We start from the raw sequence: 20586 nt of genomic DNA, 5'->3' as shown, positions 1-20586 counted from the left end.
AACAACAATCCGGCATTCTTGCCTTACTTTAGCAAAGAGAAAAACCATGGTTCATGCTCAGAGCGCTTCACCTCGCCATCCCATTTTTACGGCGCTTTTCGGTATGATGGTATTGACGCTGGGGATGGGAGTTGGCCGCTTTCTGTATACGCCCATGCTGCCGGTAATGCTGGCGGAAAAGCAGCTAACGTTTAATCAGCTCTCCTGGATTGCCAGCGCCAATTATGCAGGGTACCTGGCGGGAAGCTTACTGTTTTCCTTTGGCCTTTTTCATCTCCCCTCTCGTCTACGCCCCATGCTGCTGGCTTCGGCGGTCGCCACCGGTATTCTTATTCTGGCCATGGCGATATTTACTCAGCCCGCGGTCGTCATGTTGGTACGCTTCCTGGCAGGCGTCGCGAGCGCGGGAATGATGATTTTTGGATCAATGATTGTGTTGCATCATACCCGCCATCCGTTTGTTATCGCCGCGCTCTTTTCCGGCGTCGGGGCCGGGATTGCACTGGGCAACGAATATGTCATTGGCGGTTTACATTATGCGCTTTCGGCCCATTCGCTATGGCTGGGGGCCGGAGCGCTCGCCGGTATATTACTATTAATCGTGGCAATGTTGATTCCCCCCCGCGCTCATGCGCTGCCGCCTGCGCCCTTAGCAAGAATCGAAAATCAGCCTATGCCCTGGTGGCAACTGGCGCTGTTGTACGGTTTCGCCGGATTCGGCTACATCATTGTCGCTACCTATTTGCCGCTGATGGCGAAAAGCGCGGGCTCTCCGCTACTCACGGCGCACCTTTGGTCGTTGGTCGGCCTGGCGATCATTCCCGGCTGCTTCGGCTGGCTGTGGGCGGCAAAACATTGGGGCGTCCTGCCATGCCTGACCGCGAACCTGTTGATCCAGAGCGCCTGCGTGCTGCTGTCTCTCGCCAGCGACTCGTTGTTGCTGTTAATACTGAGCAGTATTGGTTTTGGCGCCACGTTTATGGGCACAACCTCGCTGGTGATGCCGCTTGCCCGACAACTCAGCGCGCCGGGCAATATTAATTTGTTAGGCCTGGTGACGCTAACGTATGGTATTGGGCAAATTCTCGGTCCGCTCGCCGCCAGTCTGTCAGGCAATGGCGCGTCGGCAATTATCAACGCCACGCTTTGCGGTGCCGCGGCGCTCTTTTTTGCCGCGCTGATCAGCGCCGCGCAGCAGATAAAACAAAAACGGTTTGTGATACGTGAATAAGCGGTAGAGTAAACCCACGCTCTCCGCACCAGGTTGTATCTTTAATGCTATTCGCGGCGCAATGCGGATCTGTTTTTAATAGCACATCCTCAACACGTTATTTCAAGGTAAAGATGCCACTAAAAACTATACTTATTCTATGGTTTTTAGTGCTATCAAACTGCCTATTATTTTATATACCCTTCCTACTTCAAGTGGCTTCTGTGTTGGCTACGGATTACCCGGCCCATCCATGGGCCTCGCCCTGACGGGCCGTTGCTCACTCCAGTTACATCGTTATCTATGCTCCCGGGGACTCACTCCCTTGCAGCCTTTAAGCAACTCGAATTATTTTGGGTATATATTCCATTATGATGATTATCGCTGCCTCTCAAATCATCACAATTATAAATAAATCACATCATGAAATTAATTCGATTATTCGTTTTTTATTACCTGCCCGTAGGATTCTTAGGGCGCAAGCTGACCTATCAGCGGCTACTGACCTGACCGTGACAATTCCTCTTAAGGCGTGAAAAATTACAGTAAAAAAGTAAAATTTAGGTTAAAAAATCCTATTTTTTAACAACGATAATTAAGTGGCGTGAAATTGACTAACGTCAAATTTATTTCTCCTTTTTTCCTGCTCCCAGCTCCGGCCTGCGTCAACACCTGTTTCTTTGCTTTTTTACCTCGCGTTATACCGTCCACGGTTCCCCGCGCCTCCGGCAGTAGCGAGGATGGTGATTTTTCGCGCTGCTATGCAAGAAACGCATAGCACGATACATACTTGCATTTTGTCCTTACCCTTATGGCTGATAAGGTCTTTCTGTTTCGGGCTTTTTGGCCTGTGGCTACAACCAACACATCATCAAAAAAATTCGGGGATCGCTATGGCGCAACAAGTGGACGGGGCGGCCATGCCGCTTGATACAGAAAAGGTCGGGATAAAGGGATACCTGGCGTTTTTTCTCACCATTATTTTCTTTTCCGGCGTATTTTCCGGAAGCGAAGGCTGGTGGCGCGTTTTTGATTTTACCGTACTCAACGGGTCATTCGGTCATGTGACCGGTACGCAGACCTTTCGCGGCGCGGGCGGAACGGGCGCGAAAGATGGCTTCCTTTTTGCGCTGGAGCTGGCGCCGTCGGTTATCCTTTCTCTGGGTATCATCGCGATTACGGATGGGCTTGGCGGTCTGCGGGCGGCACAGCAATTGATGACGCCCATCCTGAAACCATTGCTTGGCATTCCCGGCATTTGCTCACTGGCGCTGATCGCCAACCTGCAAAATACCGACGCCGCGGCGGGTATGACTAAAGAGCTGGCGCAGGAAGGTGAAATCACCGAACGCGATAAAGTGATTTTTGCCGCCTGGCAGACCAGCGGCAGCGCTATTATCACCAACTATTTCTCCTCCGGCGTTGCGGTATTCGCCTTTCTGGGGACGTCAGTCATCATTCCGCTGGTGGTCATTCTGCTATTCAAATTTATCGGCGCAAACCTTTTGCGCGTCTGGATTAACATCGAAGAACGCCGTCACCCTGCGCAAGGAGCCCAATCATGACGACTCAGGTACGTAAGAATGTCATGGATATGTTTATCGATGGCGCACGCCGCGGTTTTACCATCGCCACGACCAACCTGTTACCCAATGTGGTCATGGCATTTGTCATTATTCAGGCGCTGAAAATTACCGGTCTGCTCGACTGGGTAGGCCATATCTGCCAGCCCGTGATGGCGTTGTGGGGGCTTCCCGGCGAAGCGGCTACGGTGCTTCTGGCTTCGCTGATGAGTATGGGCGGCGCCGTTGGCGTGGCGGCCAGTCTGGCTACCGCCGGCGCGCTAAGCGGCCACGATGTTACCGTACTACTGCCAGCCATTTACCTGATGGGAAACCCGGTACAGAATGTCGGCCGCTGTCTCGGTACTGCCGAAGTCAACGCCAAATATTACCCGCATATTATCGCAGTCTGCGCCATCAATGCGCTGCTGTCGATCTGGGTCATGCAGCTTATTGTTTAATAAGGAGTTATCATGCCTGATTTATCCGCCGCGGAGTTTACCTTATTACAGGGTGCGCACCTGTTTGCGCCAGAAGACCGGGGCATCTGCGATGTTCTGCTCGCGAATGGCAAAATTATTGCCGTCGGCGCTGACATCCCCGGCGATATCGTACCGGACTGTGCGGTGATTAATCTTAGCGGTCGTATGCTGTGCCCGGGCTTTATCGACCAACACGTTCATCTGATCGGCGGCGGCGGCGAAGCGGGGCCGACGACGCGGACGCCGGAAGTCTCCCTGAGCCGCCTGACGGAAGCCGGGATAACAACGGTCGTCGGCCTGCTTGGCACCGACTCCGTCAGCCGTCATCCCGCGTCGCTGTTAGCCAAAACGCGAGCGCTAAATGAGGAGGGGATCACCGCCTGGATGCTCACGGGCGCTTATCACGTTCCGTCGCCGACCATTACTGGCTCGGTAGAAAAAGACGTCGCGCTGATCGATCGCGTCATTGGCGTGAAATGCGCAGTCTCCGACCACCGTTCCGCCGCGCCCAGCGGGAATCAACTCGCCAGCATGGCCGCCGAATCACGCGTTGGCGGCCTGCTGGGCGGCAAACCCGGTGTCAGCGTTTTTCATATGGGCAGCAGCAAAAAAGGGTTACAGCCGCTGTATGACATCCTGGAAAACAGCGACGTGCCGATCGGTAAACTGCTGCCTACCCACGTCAACCGTAGCGAATCTCTTTTCGAGCAGGCGCTGGCGTTTGCGCTTAAAGGCGGCGTGATCGACATTACCACCAGTATCCCGGATCCCGTCGCGCCGGCGGAGGGCATTGCCAGAGCGGTAAAAGCCGGCGTCCCGCTTTCCCGGGTGACGCTCAGTTCAGACGGCAACGGCAGCCAGCCGCTATTTGACGCTGCCGGAAATCTGACGGGCATCGGCGTCGCGGGCTTCGAAAGTTTGCTGGAGACGTTGCAGACGCTGGTTAACCACTACGGATTCAGCCTGACCGATGCTCTGCGTCCGCTGACGACCAGCGTAGCCGCCTTCCTCAGTCTGGACGGCAAAGGCGAAATCCGTCCCGGTAACGATGCGGATCTGCTCGTCTTTAGCGCAGATTTACGCATTGAGCAGGTGTATGCGCGCGGCAAACGCATGGTCAATGAGGGGAAAGCCTGCGTAAAAGGTACCTTTGAACCGGCGTAATTCCCGCTAGTTTCAGGCTGCCCCATCACGGCATTCTGAAAGAGGACGGGATAAGCGGTTGTCAGCCGCCCGAATGGACGTAGAATGCCCCTTCGGGCGGCTGACAGGATAACGGTAAATGGATGTAACTGGAGCAGGTTTGCACAATATTGAGACAAAATGGCTGTATGATTTTCTGACGCTGGAAAAGTGCCGCAATTTCTCTCAGGCCGCCATTATCCGCAACGTATCGCAACCCGCTTTTAGCCGGCGGATTCGCGCCCTGGAACATGCCGTGGGCGTTGAACTGTTTAACCGACAGGTCTCGCCGCTACAGCTTTCCGAACAGGGTAAAATCTTTCACTCCCAGGTTCGCCACCTGTTACAGCAGCTGGAAAGTAATCTGACCGAACTGCGCGGCGGCAGCGATTATACGCTGCGTAAAATCAAGATTGCCGCCGCCCACTCGCTCTCCCTCGGCCTGTTGCCGACCATCGTTAAGCAGATGCCGACGCAGTTTACCTACGCCGTTGAGGCGATAGATGTCGACCAGGCGGTGGATATGTTACGTGAGGGGCAAAGCGATTTTATCTTTTCTTATCACGATGAAAATCTGCAACAAGCGCCGTTTGATAACATCCGCCTGTTTGAGTCGAGACTGTTTCCGGTTTGCGCCAACAATGGCCGGGGCGAGCCGCGCTATACGCTTGAGCAGCCGCACTTTCCCCTGCTTAATTACAGTCAGAACTCCTATATGGGCCGGCTGATAAATCGTACTCTGACTCGCCATGCTGAACTGAGTTTCAGTACATTTTTCGTCTCTTCGATGAGTGAATTGTTAAAACAGGTTGCGATGGACGGCTGCGGAATCGCCTGGTTGCCCGAGTATGCTATCCGTCAGGAGATTACCGACGGGCGCCTGATAGTGCTTGATGCCGACGAACTGGTTATCCCGATCCAGGCTTATGCTTATCGCATGAATACCCGCATGAGTCAGGTAGCCGAAACATTTTGGCGCGACCTGCGTGGGCTTCAGGCCGCGCTGTAAACACCTCAGGCGGTAAGGCGTTGTTCCCCGGTCAAAGAGGCGCGGGTGTCTGGCCAGGACTCATACCAACGAATCGCCGCGCGCACCAGCGACGCTGTGGAATCAATCATCGGGCACGCTATCGCGCGTTCATGTCCGGCCACAATAAGCGGAATTTCGGTACACCCCATAATAATTGCCTGAGCGCCACGGGCAATAAGGCTATCGATTTGCGGCAGCAGCAGCGCTTGCGCCGCAGTTTTATCGCCACGTTTAAGCGTATAAATAGCCTGCATTACCAACGCCTGCCCCGCGTCTTCTGGCTGAATTAACGTCAGCCCCCGCGCCAGCGCTTTCTTTTGATATAACCCGGTCGCCAGCGTCGCATTGGTCGCCAGCAGACCAACGTGCCGCGCCGATGGCGGAATATCCCCCAGGGTAGCGTCCAGAATGCTGATCATTCGCGCTTTCGCGACGTTCTGTAAATCATCAAACCAATAATGCGCAGTGTTGCATGGGATAACGATACACTCCGCCCCGGCGTCTTCCAGCATATGCAGATAACGCTCCAGATAACGGTATGGCGAAGGCCCGCCGGATAACAGACATGCTGTACGATCGGGAATATCAGGGATAGAGCTGACAATGAGCGGGATGTGTTGTTGATCACAACTGGCATGTCGCAATTCAACAAATTTTTCCAACATATCCGCCGTTGCCGCAGGTCCCATCCCCCCCAGTATCCCAATGGTGTGTTTCATCGCTTTTCCCGCTTATTTACGTCAAGGTCAGAAACACACTATCAACTTGATGTGTATATAAAAAATGCCGTTTTATTAGCGGCTATGCGTAAAAATCATAACGGATGTAAGAGCCACGCGTTATCGCCTTTTCAGGCAATCGATTGGTTACATGAGCGCTCATCGACCTTCGCAAGCCGCTAAATGCCATTTCGCTATACAGCATCGCCCACTGCGAGTCCGCAAACTTGTTTTGTCCTCATCGCCACAGCGCCTGTCGGTGAAGGGGCCGCCGTGTTTTGCTTTTCGACGCTAATGCGGGAATATCCCAGCGAATATGGCTATAAACCAAATCCACGGTCTCCGTGGCGCTGCCTTCGGCGTCGCCATGATTGCTCATGCGTGAAATTCGCACATTGGTGAGCGTATAAATAATAAATGGCAGTATTGCGCCCTTATCACGACGGCATAATGTCAGCACGCCTTCTTTCACCGTTTTCCCGTTACAATAGTGCTCATAGAGGCCAGGCGTAGCAAGATCGACAGGCTTTGTCAGTGTCAACCCTCCAATATAAGTCCCTCTCGCTTCGCCGGACTCCCGTTTCGTCGGGTTGTGGTTGTAAGCAATAAGTTTTATTTGGTTTTCAAAACCTTTGATCCGGCTTTCGCCTTCAATACCGTCCAGTTTTAAATAGATGGCGTCCATCCCCCCTCCGTGATTATCATGCGGCAAAGCAGGCTGACAAGGACGGAACGCCAACAATGAAAGAACGTTCCATTTTCCAGCCATTTCGTTGGTGTCTCTGTATACCAGATTAAATACCGACAATCTGCTATAACTGGATTCTTGCTAAATACCTTCTGCCATCAACAATCCATTTTACAATAGCGCTACTGACCTGAAATCTATTACGCCAGGCATTCAAGCATCGTTTCCTGAATAACCATAGCCGCTATAAGAACCATATCAAAAAAGAAATATCAATATCATTTCTTATTTTTATCCGAGAAATTACTTAATTACACCGAATCGGAATATAGACAATTCTTATTCCTTTTCACATCAATGGGCTTTTTAGACTTTTGTCATATCGAAAACAACCATTCCAATAGAACATATTTACTATGTGAATATATTTAATGTTTTTATCGCGCACAGTGTTATCACAGTAATAAATGATTTGCATCAAAAATGCGCCTTTCAGCGCCACGTATTTTTGGGCAGCAAATTATAAAATCGCGTTTCAAAGTCAGTAACATGTTCTCTGTTCAGGCGATATGACTTTATGCCCGGACGACACGCCAGCCGCTTTACCCTTACGTTTAGTCGTGATACGTTAGATCACATGAACACGAAACGATCCAACGCTACGCAACGTCATCTCCGCTGGTGGCTGCCTTCCTGAAGGCGGCACGGATCACTATCCCTCTTTAAGTAGCCGCCGAAAGGCGGCTACTGCGTTTCGGGACGTCTTTCGGCTTTACAGTAAGCATAAAGGAGTCCTTAATGAACACCCTTCCCATCATTCTGACTGGCGATCGCCCTACCGGCTCGCTGCACCTCGGCCATTATGTCGGTTCACTGCACCAGCGCGTCGCGCTACAGCAGGATCACCAACAGTATGTCCTGATTGCCGATCTGCAGGGACTCACCGATAACGGCAGTAATCCGCAAAAAATCCGCGATAATATTCCGCAAGTGTTAGCTGACTATCTGGCCGTCGGCATCGATCCCGCGCTAACGACGATCTGCCTGCAATCCGCGTTACCCGCCCTCGCCGAATTAACGGTGCTGTATATGAATATTGTTACCGTCGCCCGAGTGGAGCGTAATCCTACGGTAAAAAATGAGATTGCCCAAAAAGGCTTTACCCGTTCCCTGCCGGTCGGGTTCATGGCGTATCCCATTAGCCAGGCGGCAGATATCACCGCCTTTAAGGCCGAAATGGTACCGGTTGGCGACGACCAATTGCCCATGATTGAGCAAACGAATGAGATCGTTCATAAGATGAATAGTCTTTTCTCCTCGCCGGTATTGCGACCCTGTCAGGCGCTCCTGAGCGATACGGGCCGTCTGCCAGGCATTGACGGCAGCGCCAAGATGTCGAAATCGCTCGGCAATACCCTGCTTCTTTCCGCCAGCGAAGAGACCATCCACCTTGCGGTCAGCGCGATGTACACCGATCCCAATCATTTAAAAATTAGCGATCCGGGAAAAATAGAAGGTAACGTCGTCTTTACGTGGCTGGATGCGTTCCATCCGGATAAAGCCAAAGTCGCGGCGATGAAAGCACATTATCAACAAGGCGGATTAGGCGACCGTGTCTGTAAAAATGAGCTGGAGACCTGCCTGCAAGAACTGATCGCGCCCATACGCGAACGACGGGCAACCTTTATTGCAGATAAGGGAATGCTAATGGAATTACTGAAAAAAGGTAGCGAGCGGGCCCATGAGGTCACTCAAAAGACGTTACAGGAAGTAAAACGTGGACTGGGCCTGCCCACGCTATTCCAGGTATAATCAGGCATCAACGTTGTCCAGCGGCCATGACTCAAACAGATAGCCATCAAAGTAGATGTCATCAACATTGGAAAACTCCAGCAGACGCTGCTTCACGTTTTCCAGGTGCTGCCACATCGCCAGCTTCGCTGCGCGGGCGTCTTTCTTAATTAACGCCGCGAGGATCTGCTTATGATCGACCAGCCACTCCTTACGGTAAAGCGTATCGCCCAGATGGCTATGAAGCTGGAGCCACATCGGATTATTTTCACGCCATTGCCAGGACTGACGGAAGAGCTCTACCAACATACTGTTATGGGTCGCTTCGGCAATGGCCAGATGAAACTGCATATCGCCGCTTTCTGAGCCGCCCGGCGCACTGGAGGCGAGCTCTCGCTCTTCCAGTTGTAACGCCTGGCGCATTTTAATGATGTCTTCGCGGGTGGCCTGCAGAGCGGCAAATTCAGCGATATTGCTTTCCAGCAACTGACGCGCCTGTAACAGTTCAAACGGCCCGGCGTCATTACAGTGATTGACGTCAGCGCCTTCCATCTCGTTATTATCCGCGCTGTCGAGCACGTAGATCCCGGCGCCGCGGCGGACTTCAACCAGACCTTTAATTTCCAGCATGATCAGCGCTTCACGCACGACGGTACGCGTCACATTGAGCCTCTCAGCGATCTCTCTTTCCGGCGGCAAGCGCTCCCCGGGGCGGTACGGCGTCTGAACAATCAGATCCCGTATCATTGCGCCCACTTCCTGGTAAGGTCTTTGCTGAGAAGTGTTTGATTTCATATTGGTCGTGCCCGTCCGATGCGATTTCCCGGTATCAGACTATAGCATTTGTAAAGAGGGATAGCACGCGTAGCACACCAAAAACGCGAAACTGGTCAACCAACAAAATAATAATGCGCCCCGTTTCGCTAGTGAGGCCAGATGAAAGGAAAGGCAATAGACAATACACGACTGATGTTCCACCTTTAGCCCTGATGCCTGAATATGAACAGCATATTGGTTTACCAATATAAAATTTATCAACCAAAAATCAGGCCATAAAATGTGTCTGTACATTGACAGGAACAACGCCTCTGACATAGCGTGATCGGCGAAAATCCAGCCGCTCTCTTTGTATCAAGAACGCGTTATGATAAAAGACACCGTGTTTTTCGCCCCAGGCGTATCCGGGGGGAGCAACGCCTCCAGTCTGGCGAGCCGCCATCGCCGGGCAGCGATTATTCTGCATGAAATTTATGGTATTAACGCTCATATCCAACGCGCAGGCCATGAATGGATGACGCGCGGATTCGACATCTATATTCCCGCGCTGTTTCCTCACCATACCCCCTTTCGCTATGAACAGCAGGAGGAGGCTTACCGTCACTTTTCAGCAAATGTCGGCTTTGATCCCGCCGTCGTTACCACGTTACTCCACGAGCTCAGAACGCAGTATGAGACGTTAATCGTCGTAGGATATAGCGTCGGCGCAACGCTCGCATGGCTAAGTGCAGCCAGTGGGTTATGCGATGGCGTCATTTGCTATTACGGTTCCCGTATACGCCAGTACCTTCATCTTGCGCCTCTCTGTCCGACACTGGTTATTATCGCGCGTTATGAGCCGGCGTTTGATCCCCTCGCCATGCGACAGGCGCTGGAAAAGCGACCCCGGGTGCAGTGTAAAATGTACGATGCGCGGCACGGGTTCTGTGATGCTGATAGCGCCACCTTCGATGCCGCCTTGTCGCATCAGGTAATGGACGATGTGAGCGCATTTATTCGCGACATCACCCGTGCAAACACATCGCCCGATTTTCAGCTTTAGTGGAGACTTTTTTCAACGAGCTGTTCCAGTTTTTTCAAAGCCTGTATGTCTGCGGCATCAAGACCATAACGTTGCAGCGTTTCAGCGGGATGATAACTGACTAACGTTCGCCCATCGGCTTGCTGGCTAATGAGCACCCGAAACGGTAAATCCAGCGCCAGTTCGGGATGCGCCAGCATGAGAGGCGTTCCGCCTTTAGGATTGCCAAAGACCAGAACCGTTGTCGGCGGCATTTTCAGGTTAACATTCTGTGCCGCTCTGGCATGATCAAATTCCCCAAATAACACCAGACCGTGATCGGCGACAGCGTGCATCAACCGCGCTCGGGTCTGCAAATAGTCATAAGCGCTGTAGGTTTTAACCATGGTTATCGCTCCATCCTCCGTTGCAAAGCCAGGCCTTATTAAGATTAACATCAGGGTTACTGCCAATAAAAAAGGCTTTAAAATAGCGCTCATTCTTCTCTCTCCCTGACCCAATACCCATGAGTAAATGCGACACAGATGATATGCAGTTTAAAAATCAGTCATCGTACTGTACCCCTTATTATTGCACTGAACAGCTCATCACTAAAAAAACAGACGGCAGAACAAAAAATTCCGACGTCTGAACAAATTTAAATAACGATGATGCAGTCTGACTGAGCGACAGCGCGATCATTATTATGGCGCGACACCATCTTCTTCAGCCCGCTGGGTAAGAAAGAATATACTCCGCTCAGTAAGATAATAGATACTACAGGCCAACTCTTCAGAGATACGGAGCATCATTGCGTAGTGATGATGCGATTTTTCTGGCGCCATCGGCAGAAATATTTCTGACTCCAGCACGTCACTTAAAAAATGAAATTTATGTACATATTCAGCAGATATAACGCCTCTCGCCATCAGATTAGCCATTAGTGTATTTAAACTATCTTGTTCATGATACACGATACCTTTTCTCTCATGAATTCTGAGAAGAACGCTTCTGAAGGCTGCATGACATTCCTTTACGACACAGGAAAAATCATTAAGTATCAGGCGATTATACGCTTCCATAAGATCATATTCGACAAAGCCATACTCTCCAGGGGAGTACAAATAATAACATATGTTTTTAAGCCGTTTTATTCTGCGCAACCTTACAATTCTACCATTTTCATAGCGATATTTTAAACTATGCTCATGAAATATATTGTTTAATTCACTAATCGCCTTATCCGGTTCTAACCCAAGCGTAACTTCATAGGTTCGAAGGTAGGTATCTATATAGTTAAAAGCAAGCTCAATGGTATCAATATGCTTTCTTTTATCATCTGTTTTTAATAACAGATTACTCATTTCATCCAGATATGACGTTGAATGCGCATATAAGGTGAATAAGCCATACTCTTTGCGCAACGTTTTACATATTCTTCGATAAACTTCGTCAGAATGACTATTATGATAGCAGTATAATGTCATATCATAAAAAGAGGAGCAATTTCCTAGCGTATTGATAATCAATAAGATTATTTGCTCGCGTATTTCTAACGGAATATCTTCATATAACAGATCGCTATGCCTTAGTGAGTATGGTCTAAAGGTGTGCATTCCTCCTCCTGTAACCGCAACAGAAAAAAATACGCTATGAATAGCGCCACATTACTCTAATTCAGTGGTTCAGGTATTAATATCAGCTCAACAGTGAGCCATTTTTTCTTATTTTTTAATGGTGTTGCGTGAATATTTATTTACTCTACAGATAATTGTAACCCATCGCCCTTTGTCATTCTGCTGATCATCACTGGTGCGAAAACGTCTGGATTATCCATGGCATTCAGTCTTCACTGAATGCCACAGACAAACAAGGGTTATTCAACTAACGCTCACCTGTCCCTTAGTCCTTCTTTCATTCCGTTGCGTCGTTGCCATACCAGCACACTTAAACGTAAGGTGAGCTTATTGTTTTTATCGACGGGTCAGAACAATCCTTCGCCGGTCATACAGTGTTTCAACTGAGAGCTGCAAATCATATTTTGCATTCTTCAGTTTTCGCGATTTAAGCATTTTCATCGTGACGCCACTTATTTGCCCTGTTTCAATCCGTCTCTTGATTTCGGCTGCGCTTAACAGGAGTTGCTTCTTCAAAATCGACAGCAGGCTGACCTGAAAAGAACGGGAAATCCTGACACTAACACTGACCTGCTTGTGGGAGGCGATACTGACCAGCCACCGTTCCTGAATGTGAAAATCAGGCTGCCCCGATAATTCAGCATTGTTTCGCTTCAGGATCGCGTTGTCATAAGCAAAATATTGCACCGTGGCGGCATCATTCGCCATCAGTCGGCCATAAAGACCGCGGTTAATTTTGCTGACTGGCAGGCGCGAGAACAGGGAGATATTCCAGGTGTAATCGCAGTGTGTGCATTTATAGATACTCCAGACATCGAGTACCTTCTTTTGCGAATTAACCCGAAATGCCCCAGAAGGCGTGAAGTCCCGTTTTACGCTGCATGAAGGGCAACGTTTCGCTATGCGCTGATACCCCACAGGAGTGACAGTCCATATGACTTTCATAACGTACCTTTTTTAACCCATACAAAACCGGATCCGAACTCAGCGGACCATAAATGTTTATGTATGAAAAATATTTAAGTGATATTTTTCAGTGGGTTAAAAAAAGATTTCCAACGCAACAACCCTGTCAATGGCTAAAAAGATACGCCGAGATTATCAAAGCGGCCATTATCGGGTATATGAGTTTAATCAATATTCATTATGGTAGCGGCGGGATCTATTCAACTGACTTACTAAACGCATGATCCTCCCTTTGAGATCACATTTTTCACTCCCGGTTATTCACTTACAGAAATCAGGTGTTATCATTCACGACGTAAATACCTTTCAACTCAACCCGAGGCTTTGATGCTGGAGAATGTCATCATCTGATAATCAGTTCCCCGACCTTTTCAGGCCGGACTGATTATCAATGCGCCGAAATCGAATGCGGACACCGCAGTGTGTTTGCACGTTTTGCCTATGATGATTAAACAGGTTCTTCAGTATGAATTTATCCCGTCAGGAACAACGTACCTTACACGTTCTCGCCAAAGGCGGACGCATTACGCACATCCGCGATGCGTCAGGCCGCGTCACCGCCGTTGAGTGCTATAGCCGCGAAGGGCTGTTGCTCGCCGATTGCACGCTCGCTGTATTCAAAAAACTCAAAACCAAAAAGCTGATCAAATCCGTTAACGGTCAGCCCTACCGCATTAATACAACCGGGCTGAACAACGTTCGCGCCCAGCCTGATAATCGCTAAGGAGATGATGATGGATATCAGCACCGTTATTTTTGCAACGCAACGCATTCGGCTATTACCCAATGAAGGCAAAATCCCCTGGGACGAGCCAGCCTTCAGCCAACGCATGCTGGAAAAGCATCTGTCGCAGGACCACGACTGGGCCAGCCGCCGGCTAACCGTGATTGAGCAACAGGTAACATGGATTACCCGTCAGTTACCCGCTGGCGCCCGCATTCTGGATCTCGGCTGTGGACCCGGTTTTTATACCCGCCTGTTAGCAGAGCGGGGGTTTCACTGCACAGGCGTAGATTTCTCTCCGGCATCCATCACATGGGCTCGCCAGCAGGCGCAAGCCGCAAACCTGAATATTGACTACATTCAGCAGGATATTCGTACATACCACCCCACGGAACCTTTTGATTTTATTATGATGACGTTTGGTGAACTGAATGTCTTTAGCGCTGCGGATGCGCAAAGCCTCATCAGTCATTGCGCGCAGTGGTTGAAACCGGACGGCAAACTGCTTGTTGAAGTGCATACCTTCGATGAAGTTAAACGCCAGGGCATGGCGCAGCCAGGCTGGCAGCGTTGTCCGCACGGCCTGTTTCTTGCCGTGCCTCATCTGCTGTTAACGGAAAATGCCTGGGATGAAGAGGCCCAAACCAGCTCAACGCAGTTCTGGGCGATAGCGGAAAACGGCTGTACCACCCGTTTCGGCAGTCAAATGAAGGCCTGGCGCGATGATGAATATATCAGCCTGCTTGGTGATGCTGGCTTCACTGTGTTGCAGCGTCCGGACAGTCACACCTGGCCGGTCGGCGAGACTTTTGCAGGCAAGCTGTATGCGCTGCTGGCTGAAAAAGCATCCACTTCTGAGGGTATTGCCCTCAGTAAAAGGAATAACCCAATGGATATCCCACGTATTTTTACCATTAGCGAAAGCGAACACCGTATCCATAATCCGTTTACAGCGGAAAAGTACGCCACACTGGGCCATGCGTTACGCATGAAGCCAGGCACGCGGATTCTCGATCTCGGTAGCGGCTCGGGTGAGATGCTCTGCACCTGGGCTCGCGATTACGGTGTTACAGGTACTGGCATTGATATAAGCCCGCTCTTCACCACACAGGCAAAACAACGTGCAGAAGAGCTCGGCGTCAGTGAATACGTACATTTTATTCATAACGACGCGGCCGGTTATATCGACGAGGAAAAATATGACGTGGCGGCCTGCGTAGGCGCGACCTGGATTGCGGGCGGTGTCGCGGGGACAATAGATCTGCTGGCCAAAAGCCTCAAACCTGGCGGGATCATTCTCATCGGTGAACCGTACTGGCGTCGGATCCCCGCAACGGAAGAGATCGCCCACGCCTGTGGCGTCTCATCCGTCGCCGATTTTCGTCCCCTGCCCGAGCTGGTCGCCTTTTTTGACCAACTCGGCTATGACGTAGTGGAAATGGTGCTGGCGGACCCGCAAGGCTGGGACAGATATGAAGCCGCGAAGTGGATGACCATGCGCCGCTGGCTGGAGGAAAACCCTGACGATGAGTTTGCGCAAGAGGTTCGAACAGAACTGACGGTAGCCCCCAAACGTCACGTCACCTGGACGCGAGAATACTTTGGCTGGGGCGTATTTGCGTTAATCGCGCGATAACGTGAAGCAGGAGGTATAGCCTACAAGAGGTATACCTCCGTTTAAAAGTATGCAACAAATTAACACGGCTCAAGGCGGGAATATATCGTCTTAGAGACTATCCCACCAGGCGTTATTGGCGCAGCCAGTTTGGACACGGACAGCGCGCAAAAACCGGAGCGTACACGTAGTACGTGAGGATTTTGAGCACTGCCCAGGTCCAAAATGGCAAGTAAAATAGCCCTAATGGGATAGGCTCTTAATTTCGCCATTAAGTTTCTGCCACAATATGTCGCAAGACGTGCAAGCGTTCCACCTCACCTGATGAGCGAAACCACCATCAATAAGACGTTATTGCTGCGATTCAATTATTAAAAATAAAAAAAGAGCCAGAAGAAAATTAAAAAATGACTTACCCACCATATTAGCCATTGTTAAAATCAAAGTAATCCCCCGTAAAAGCTGGATGTTTTTATTTCTCATAGACGAGAATTTATATATTATGATATAATACGGCAGAAGAACATGCAGGTTATTAACCTGCCATTAATGTAAATAATTTTTTGAGGAGATGTTTCCAGTGGGACGTAAATGGGCAAATATTGTTGCTAAGAAAACAGCTAAAGACGGTGCAACGTCTAAAGTATATGCAAAATTTGGTGTAGAAATCTATGCTGCGGCTAAACAAGGTGAACCAGACCCGGAATCAAACTCAGCTTTAAAATTCGTTATTGAACGTGCGAAACAAGCACAGGTTCCAAAACATGTTATTGATAAAGCCATTGATAAAGCCAAAGGTGGCGGAGATGAAACGTTCGTGCAAGGGCGTTATGAAGGCTTTGGACCCAATGGTTCAATGGTTATCGCTGAAACGTTGACGTCTAATGTTAACCGTACGATTGCTAATATCCGCACAATTTTTAATAAAAAAGGCGGGAATATCGGAGCGGCAGGTGCTGTCAGCTATATGTTTGACAATACTGGAGTGATTGTATTTAAAGGAACAGACCCTGACCATATTTTTGAAATTTTGCTTGATGCTGAAGTTGATGTTCGTGATGTAACCGAAGAAGAAGGAAACATCGTTATTTATACTGAAGCTACAGACCTGCACAAAGGAATCGCAGCGCTAAAAGCAGCTGGAATTTCTGAATTTTCAACAACAGAATTAGAAATGATTGCTCAATCAGAAGTTGAACTTTCACCAGAAGATTTAGAAATCTTTGAAGGACTTGTTGATGCCCTTGAAGATGATGATGATGTGCAAAAAGTATATCATAACGTTGCAAACCTCTAATTATAAATTAAACAAATCTGTCTCTATGGCAGATTTGTTTAATTTATAAAGCTGTTATAAAAAAGTCTATCTGGCCAGATATATAGATCTTTAAATTTATGTGTCTTATCACGACCTGATCTGACACATAGCTTTGAAAGATTGAGAGTTACCGGTTTTGATATAGTGTCGAATCCTTATATAAAACATGAGGTAATTTTCATGTTTCATACGACGAATCCCGTCAGCAAGATAAGCAAAAGCCAGCAATATCGGGCTACTTACAATCTCCCTGTGCTCTTTAAGGCACCGCCCTTATAAATTCTGCTTGTGCTCATGATGGCTCATCTGGTGCTCTACGCGCCGCTTGACCACAGGTGTGACTCCACCAGCGCGCTACAGACCATAGTGCGAGAACCGTGGCCGATTACTTCGATGCTTTTGATGTGGAGCTATTTTTAACAGATAACGTATACCACACTCAAAATACTCCCCCAGATCAATGCCCTCCTCTGAATGTAAATAGACCCGTTTTAGTTCCAGGCATTTTTTGAGATCCCGGCCAAATGATTGTGTTGCCGATATTCCTCCTGCGTCATATTGTTCAGTGATTCATGAGGGCGTTCACAGTTATATTCTGACACCCATCTTTCCGTGATTTCCCGCACTTCATTCAGCGTTCTGAACAGATAAAAATCGAGTATTTCTGTACGGTATGTTCGGTTAAAGCGCTCAATAAAAGCGTTCTGCGTCGGCTTACCCGGCTGAATAAATTCCAGTTTTACTGCATGTTGCTCTGCCCATTCAGCCAGTGCAAGTGAGATAAATTCCGGACCATTATCCATGCGTAGCATAACCGGATAGCCGCGATTTGCCGCGATCCTGTCGAGTACCCGGACCACGCGCAAAGCTGGCAGATTCAGATCGATTTCAATCGACAATGCCTCACGGTTAAAGTCATCAACGACATTGAACGTGCGAAAACGACGGCCACAGACCAGAGCATCATGCATAAAATCGACAGACCAGCTCTGGTTAAGCGCTTCCGGTGTGGCCAGTGGCGAGGGATTACGCACCGGCAACCGTTGTTTGCCTTTACGGCGAAAATTCAGCTTCAGCAGACAATAAATACGATGGATCCTTTTGTGATTCCACGGGTATCCCTGCAGCCACAGAACCTGGAAAAGTTTTGGAAAACCGTACCGTGGGTATCGCTCTGCCACTGCCTGCAACACGACAATAACGGGTTCGTCACGCGTGGTATCCGGATGGTAATGGTAAACCGTTCTGCTCAGGTTCAGACTCCGGCAGGCCTGACGGATACTGAGTCCAAATGTCGTTATCAGATGAGTGACCAGCTCACGCTTAAAGGCTGGTTTTAAAGCTTTTTTTCGATAACGTCTTTCAGCGCACGGTTCTCAAGGCTCAGGTCGGCAAACATCTGTTTGAGACGCCGATTCTCGTCCTCAAGATCCTTGATCTTTTTAATATCAGAAGTCTCCATGCCGCCGTATCTGGACTTCCAGTTGTACCAGGTGGCTTCAGATATACCAGCCTCCCGGCAGACATCTTTAACGGTTCGTCCGGCTTCAACCGATTTAATTACGGCAATGATCTGATGCTCAGTAAAACGGGCTTTACGCACAGCGATCTCCTTTGTTGGCAGATTGATTATGCCGGAGGATCTCTAAATGCGAATGGCACGATTATGCGGGATACTTACAATATAACTACAATTTATTATTTTAGTCCCATAGTAGATCTTGTTCAAAGTCATATATTTCAATTAACTCCCTCTGAACTCCAATTCTTTTATCAATCATAAAGTCTGCCAATTGTTCACCATCGATAAGCACAACTGGAACACATGATGGTTTAAAAGATATTTCCAAAGCCTCTTTTGTATAACTGCTAGTTGTGATAAATATACCTTGTTCAAACTCCCCAGTAATATCCCCACGAAATGCTGATATCATGCTCCTTCCTATTTTGTTCTCTGCGGCGTATTTTTTACATTGCACAGCAACCCTCATGCTTGCCAAACCTACTCTCAATAATCCACTGACATCGACACCACCATCACGCCCTCTTTTCGTTAGTTTCATTTCTAGAAAACCATATTTTATTAAAAATATTCGACAAAAGTCTTCAAATTGTTCCGCTGTTAAGCCTCTTAAATATTCAATAATTTCTTTTTTTACCCTATCTTTCTGTAAAGATGCTAAAGAATAAAGTTCTAGTATTGAGCGATAAACATCATCTGTATTATTTTTATTTTCATTCAATACGCATTCGCTCTCACTCTTTATATTAGACATTAAGGCATATCGACCATCATTTAGTTTCTTAAAAAAACGTTTTTGATGCATAACACCAATAGTCTTATTTATACAATGTCGTTCCAAAGTTATTCTTACGACAGACTTTGGATCTCTGGCTCCAAATTCATATAGTTTATACTCAATGATGGCATTATATATATCAGAAACAGATGATGCACGATTGAGTATATTTAATGCCTCAATGGCTGCTTTTGCTATACTTTTCGATATCACAGCAATCCCTGAATTTTCTCAAAAATGATATCTAGAGGAAGCGATTCTGTCATATGACACCATGAAATGCGGATTGCCCCATCAATACGTTCTTCATCACAGCCCATCGCCTCAAGAACATGGCTTGCAGTATAATTTTGGGAAGTGCAGGCTGAACCATTCGATACTGCTACTACCCCTTTTAAAGCGACCATTGCGGCTTCAGAATTCACATGCGGTATAGAAATATTTAAAACATGACTAGCAGTATTTTCTCCATTCACTTTAGCACCGAGTGGCAAAAGAGTATCGAGTAGTGAAGATTTAATTTTTTGGCATTTCTCACGCCACTCCAAATGTTTTTCCCGGGCTTCAAAACAGGCTAAACCCAGTCCTACAATCAATGCAACTGGAAGTGTTCCCGGTCGTAACCCCTTCTCCTGCCCACCACCAAACATTAATGGTTCCAAAGGAATTTTTACAAAATCTCGTCTTCTGGCAATAAGTGCACCGATACCTTTAGGGGCATATAATTTATGCCCGCTAACACTCAACATATCAATTCTTTTGTTTGTTAGCTCTTCGGGATATTTTCCATAACCTTGCGCTGCATCAATATGAAAATAAGCACTATGGCCTGCGAGTACTTTACAAATCTCACTAATAGGTTGAATTGAACCTGTTTCATTATTTATATGCATAATAGATACTAAAAGAGTATCTTCACGTAATGCCTTTCGAAGATCTGTCGGATCTACAATACCACTTTTGTTGACCTTTAAATATGTTACATCAAACCCATTTTTGGTAAGGTAATCAATAGGCTCGAGAACAGCTTTATGTTCAATGGAGGTTGTAATTATATGTTTTTTCCCACTCTTAGCTGCTTCTGCTCTCAATCCTAAAATGGCAATATTATTACTTTCTGTCGCGCCACTGGTAAAAAATACTTCGCTTCTATCAGCGTCGGCCAAAGATGCTACTTGCCCTCGAGCCTTCTCCACAGCCTGCTTCGCCTTCAAACCAAACTCATGTGTACGACTGCCTGCGTTCCCAAATTCCTCACACATGTAATGTGTAACCAGAGCTGAAACCGAGGGAGAAATAGGGGCTGTTGCATTGCAATCAAGGTAGATAGTCATCAAGGTTCCACTCACATAAGATTACAGGTTCTTGGGCACTATATGCTGACATACCGACCTTGGTACATCAAGAAGTGTAAGCGCACTTTCTAAATCAATTAGCTGTATAGACATATAGTGCTTATAGTAGGCTAACTATTGACGCCATCCGCCAACACCTTAAGATAGCCATCATGAAAGAGGACTTGATAACCAAATTACCCACATAGAATGTAGTGATAAATAGATAGATTTGTCTGCAAGTTAACGTT

At 48.2% G+C, this 20586-nt stretch carries 19 protein-coding genes; 10 read left to right on the top strand and 9 right to left on the bottom strand.

All coding sequences use genetic code 11. The features are described from left to right. The first annotated feature begins 46 nt into the window (after positions 1-46). The 5 genes from ACLJPQ_RS10160 to hypT all read left to right on the top strand — a co-directional run bounded on the left by ACLJPQ_RS10160 (position 47) and on the right by hypT (position 5445). Entirely contained in the window at positions 47-1231 is a 1185-nt protein-coding gene (locus ACLJPQ_RS10160) for an MFS transporter (protein WP_020898334.1), read from the top strand. A gap of 872 nt (positions 1232-2103) precedes the next feature. Continuing rightward, positions 2104-2775: a nucleoside recognition domain-containing protein gene (locus tag ACLJPQ_RS10155; protein ID WP_000068752.1), complete on the top strand. Its 672-nt coding sequence runs from the start codon at positions 2104-2106 to the stop codon at positions 2773-2775. After that, positions 2772-3233 (top strand): YjiG family protein, encoded by a 462-nt coding sequence (locus tag ACLJPQ_RS10150; RefSeq protein WP_000211979.1) that lies wholly within the window; start codon positions 2772-2774, stop codon positions 3231-3233. Before ACLJPQ_RS10155 ends, ACLJPQ_RS10150 begins: the two co-directional genes overlap by 4 nt. Positions 3234-3245: 12 nt before the next feature. After that, positions 3246-4418: a beta-aspartyl-peptidase gene (gene iadA, locus ACLJPQ_RS10145; protein ID WP_001113057.1), complete on the top strand. Its 1173-nt coding sequence runs from the start codon at positions 3246-3248 to the stop codon at positions 4416-4418. Positions 4419-4536: 118 nt separating this feature from the next. Then, on the top strand, positions 4537-5445 hold the full coding sequence (gene hypT / locus ACLJPQ_RS10140) for a hypochlorite stress DNA-binding transcriptional regulator HypT (RefSeq protein WP_000383509.1): 909 nt from the start codon (positions 4537-4539) through the stop codon (positions 5443-5445). Positions 5446-5450: 5 nt separating this feature from the next. Here the strand turns inward: hypT and ACLJPQ_RS10135 are convergent, their stop codons facing one another. Further along, positions 5451-6185: an aspartate/glutamate racemase family protein gene (locus tag ACLJPQ_RS10135; protein ID WP_000683247.1), complete on the bottom strand. Its 735-nt coding sequence runs from the start codon at positions 6183-6185 to the stop codon at positions 5451-5453. Between the two features lie 238 nt (positions 6186-6423). Then, the gene (locus ACLJPQ_RS10130) at positions 6424-6954 is read right to left on the bottom strand and encodes an Hcp family type VI secretion system effector (RefSeq protein ID WP_080185043.1); all 531 of its coding nucleotides are present in this window, start codon (positions 6952-6954) and stop codon (positions 6424-6426) included. Positions 6955-7671: 717 nt separating this feature from the next. Here ACLJPQ_RS10130 and trpS point away from each other — a divergent pair. After that, positions 7672-8685, top strand: coding sequence for a tryptophan--tRNA ligase (gene trpS / locus ACLJPQ_RS10125; protein ID WP_080185042.1), 1014 nt, complete (start codon positions 7672-7674; stop codon positions 8683-8685). On the opposite strand, the gene uxuR is transcribed toward trpS, so the two are convergent. Next, entirely contained in the window at positions 8686-9459 is a 774-nt protein-coding gene (gene uxuR / locus ACLJPQ_RS10120; protein WP_000841654.1) for a Uxu operon transcriptional regulator, read from the bottom strand. Between the two features lie 349 nt (positions 9460-9808). On the opposite strand from uxuR, the gene ACLJPQ_RS10115 reads away from it, so the two are divergent. Beyond that, positions 9809-10483: a dienelactone hydrolase family protein gene (locus tag ACLJPQ_RS10115; protein WP_064012916.1), complete on the top strand. Its 675-nt coding sequence runs from the start codon at positions 9809-9811 to the stop codon at positions 10481-10483. On the opposite strand, the gene ACLJPQ_RS10110 is transcribed toward ACLJPQ_RS10115, so the two are convergent. From ACLJPQ_RS10110 to ACLJPQ_RS10100, 3 genes are all read right to left on the bottom strand, one after another. After that, the gene (locus ACLJPQ_RS10110) at positions 10480-10941 is read right to left on the bottom strand and encodes a DUF302 domain-containing protein (RefSeq protein ID WP_023227009.1); all 462 of its coding nucleotides are present in this window, start codon (positions 10939-10941) and stop codon (positions 10480-10482) included. The genes ACLJPQ_RS10115 and ACLJPQ_RS10110 overlap by 4 nt on opposite strands. A 204-nt stretch (positions 10942-11145) precedes the next feature. Beyond that, entirely contained in the window at positions 11146-12057 is a 912-nt protein-coding gene (locus tag ACLJPQ_RS10105; protein WP_000556774.1) for an STM4504/CBY_0614 family protein, read from the bottom strand. Between the two features lie 357 nt (positions 12058-12414). Continuing rightward, on the bottom strand, positions 12415-13023 hold the full coding sequence (locus ACLJPQ_RS10100; protein ID WP_000864870.1) for a DUF1062 domain-containing protein: 609 nt from the start codon (positions 13021-13023) through the stop codon (positions 12415-12417). A 487-nt stretch (positions 13024-13510) separates the two neighbouring features. On the opposite strand from ACLJPQ_RS10100, the gene ACLJPQ_RS10095 reads away from it, so the two are divergent. The 3 genes from ACLJPQ_RS10095 (at position 13511) to ACLJPQ_RS10085 (ending at position 16680) form a co-directional block, all read left to right on the top strand. Continuing rightward, positions 13511-13768: a YjhX family toxin gene (locus tag ACLJPQ_RS10095; RefSeq protein WP_001054380.1), complete on the top strand. Its 258-nt coding sequence runs from the start codon at positions 13511-13513 to the stop codon at positions 13766-13768. 4 nt (positions 13769-13772) lie between these two features. Further along, the gene (locus tag ACLJPQ_RS10090) at positions 13773-15404 is read left to right on the top strand and encodes a class I SAM-dependent methyltransferase (RefSeq protein ID WP_193627511.1); all 1632 of its coding nucleotides are present in this window, start codon (positions 13773-13775) and stop codon (positions 15402-15404) included. A gap of 559 nt (positions 15405-15963) precedes the next feature. Continuing rightward, a complete protein-coding gene (locus ACLJPQ_RS10085) occupies positions 15964-16680 on the top strand; it encodes a YebC/PmpR family DNA-binding transcriptional regulator (RefSeq protein WP_000532937.1) in 717 nt (238 codons plus the stop codon). 512 nt (positions 16681-17192) lie between these two features. Here ACLJPQ_RS10085 and ACLJPQ_RS10080 read toward each other — a convergent pair. The 3 genes from ACLJPQ_RS10080 to dndA all read right to left on the bottom strand — a co-directional run bounded on the left by ACLJPQ_RS10080 (position 17193) and on the right by dndA (position 20335). Then, a protein-coding gene (locus tag ACLJPQ_RS10080) for an IS3 family transposase (RefSeq protein WP_093976780.1) occupies positions 17193-18304 on the bottom strand; the annotation gives its coding sequence in 2 pieces (ribosomal slippage) (positions 17193-18043 and positions 18043-18304; 1113 coding nt in all). Positions 18305-18404: 100 nt separating this feature from the next. Continuing rightward, complete coding sequence (locus ACLJPQ_RS10075; protein WP_000624114.1) at positions 18405-19214, bottom strand: restriction endonuclease; 810 nt, start codon at positions 19212-19214, stop codon at positions 18405-18407. Further along, positions 19211-20335, bottom strand: coding sequence for a cysteine desulfurase DndA (gene dndA / locus ACLJPQ_RS10070; RefSeq protein ID WP_000158337.1), 1125 nt, complete (start codon positions 20333-20335; stop codon positions 19211-19213). Before dndA ends, ACLJPQ_RS10075 begins: the two co-directional genes overlap by 4 nt. Between the last annotated feature and the right edge of the window lie 251 nt (positions 20336-20586).

It is taken from the genome of Salmonella sp. SAL04213, from assembly GCF_046550535.1.
GTDB lineage: Bacteria > Pseudomonadota > Gammaproteobacteria > Enterobacterales > Enterobacteriaceae > Salmonella > Salmonella enterica.
The sequence above is the reverse complement of the archived record's forward strand: the minus strand, read 5'-3'. Positions and strand labels throughout refer to the sequence as shown.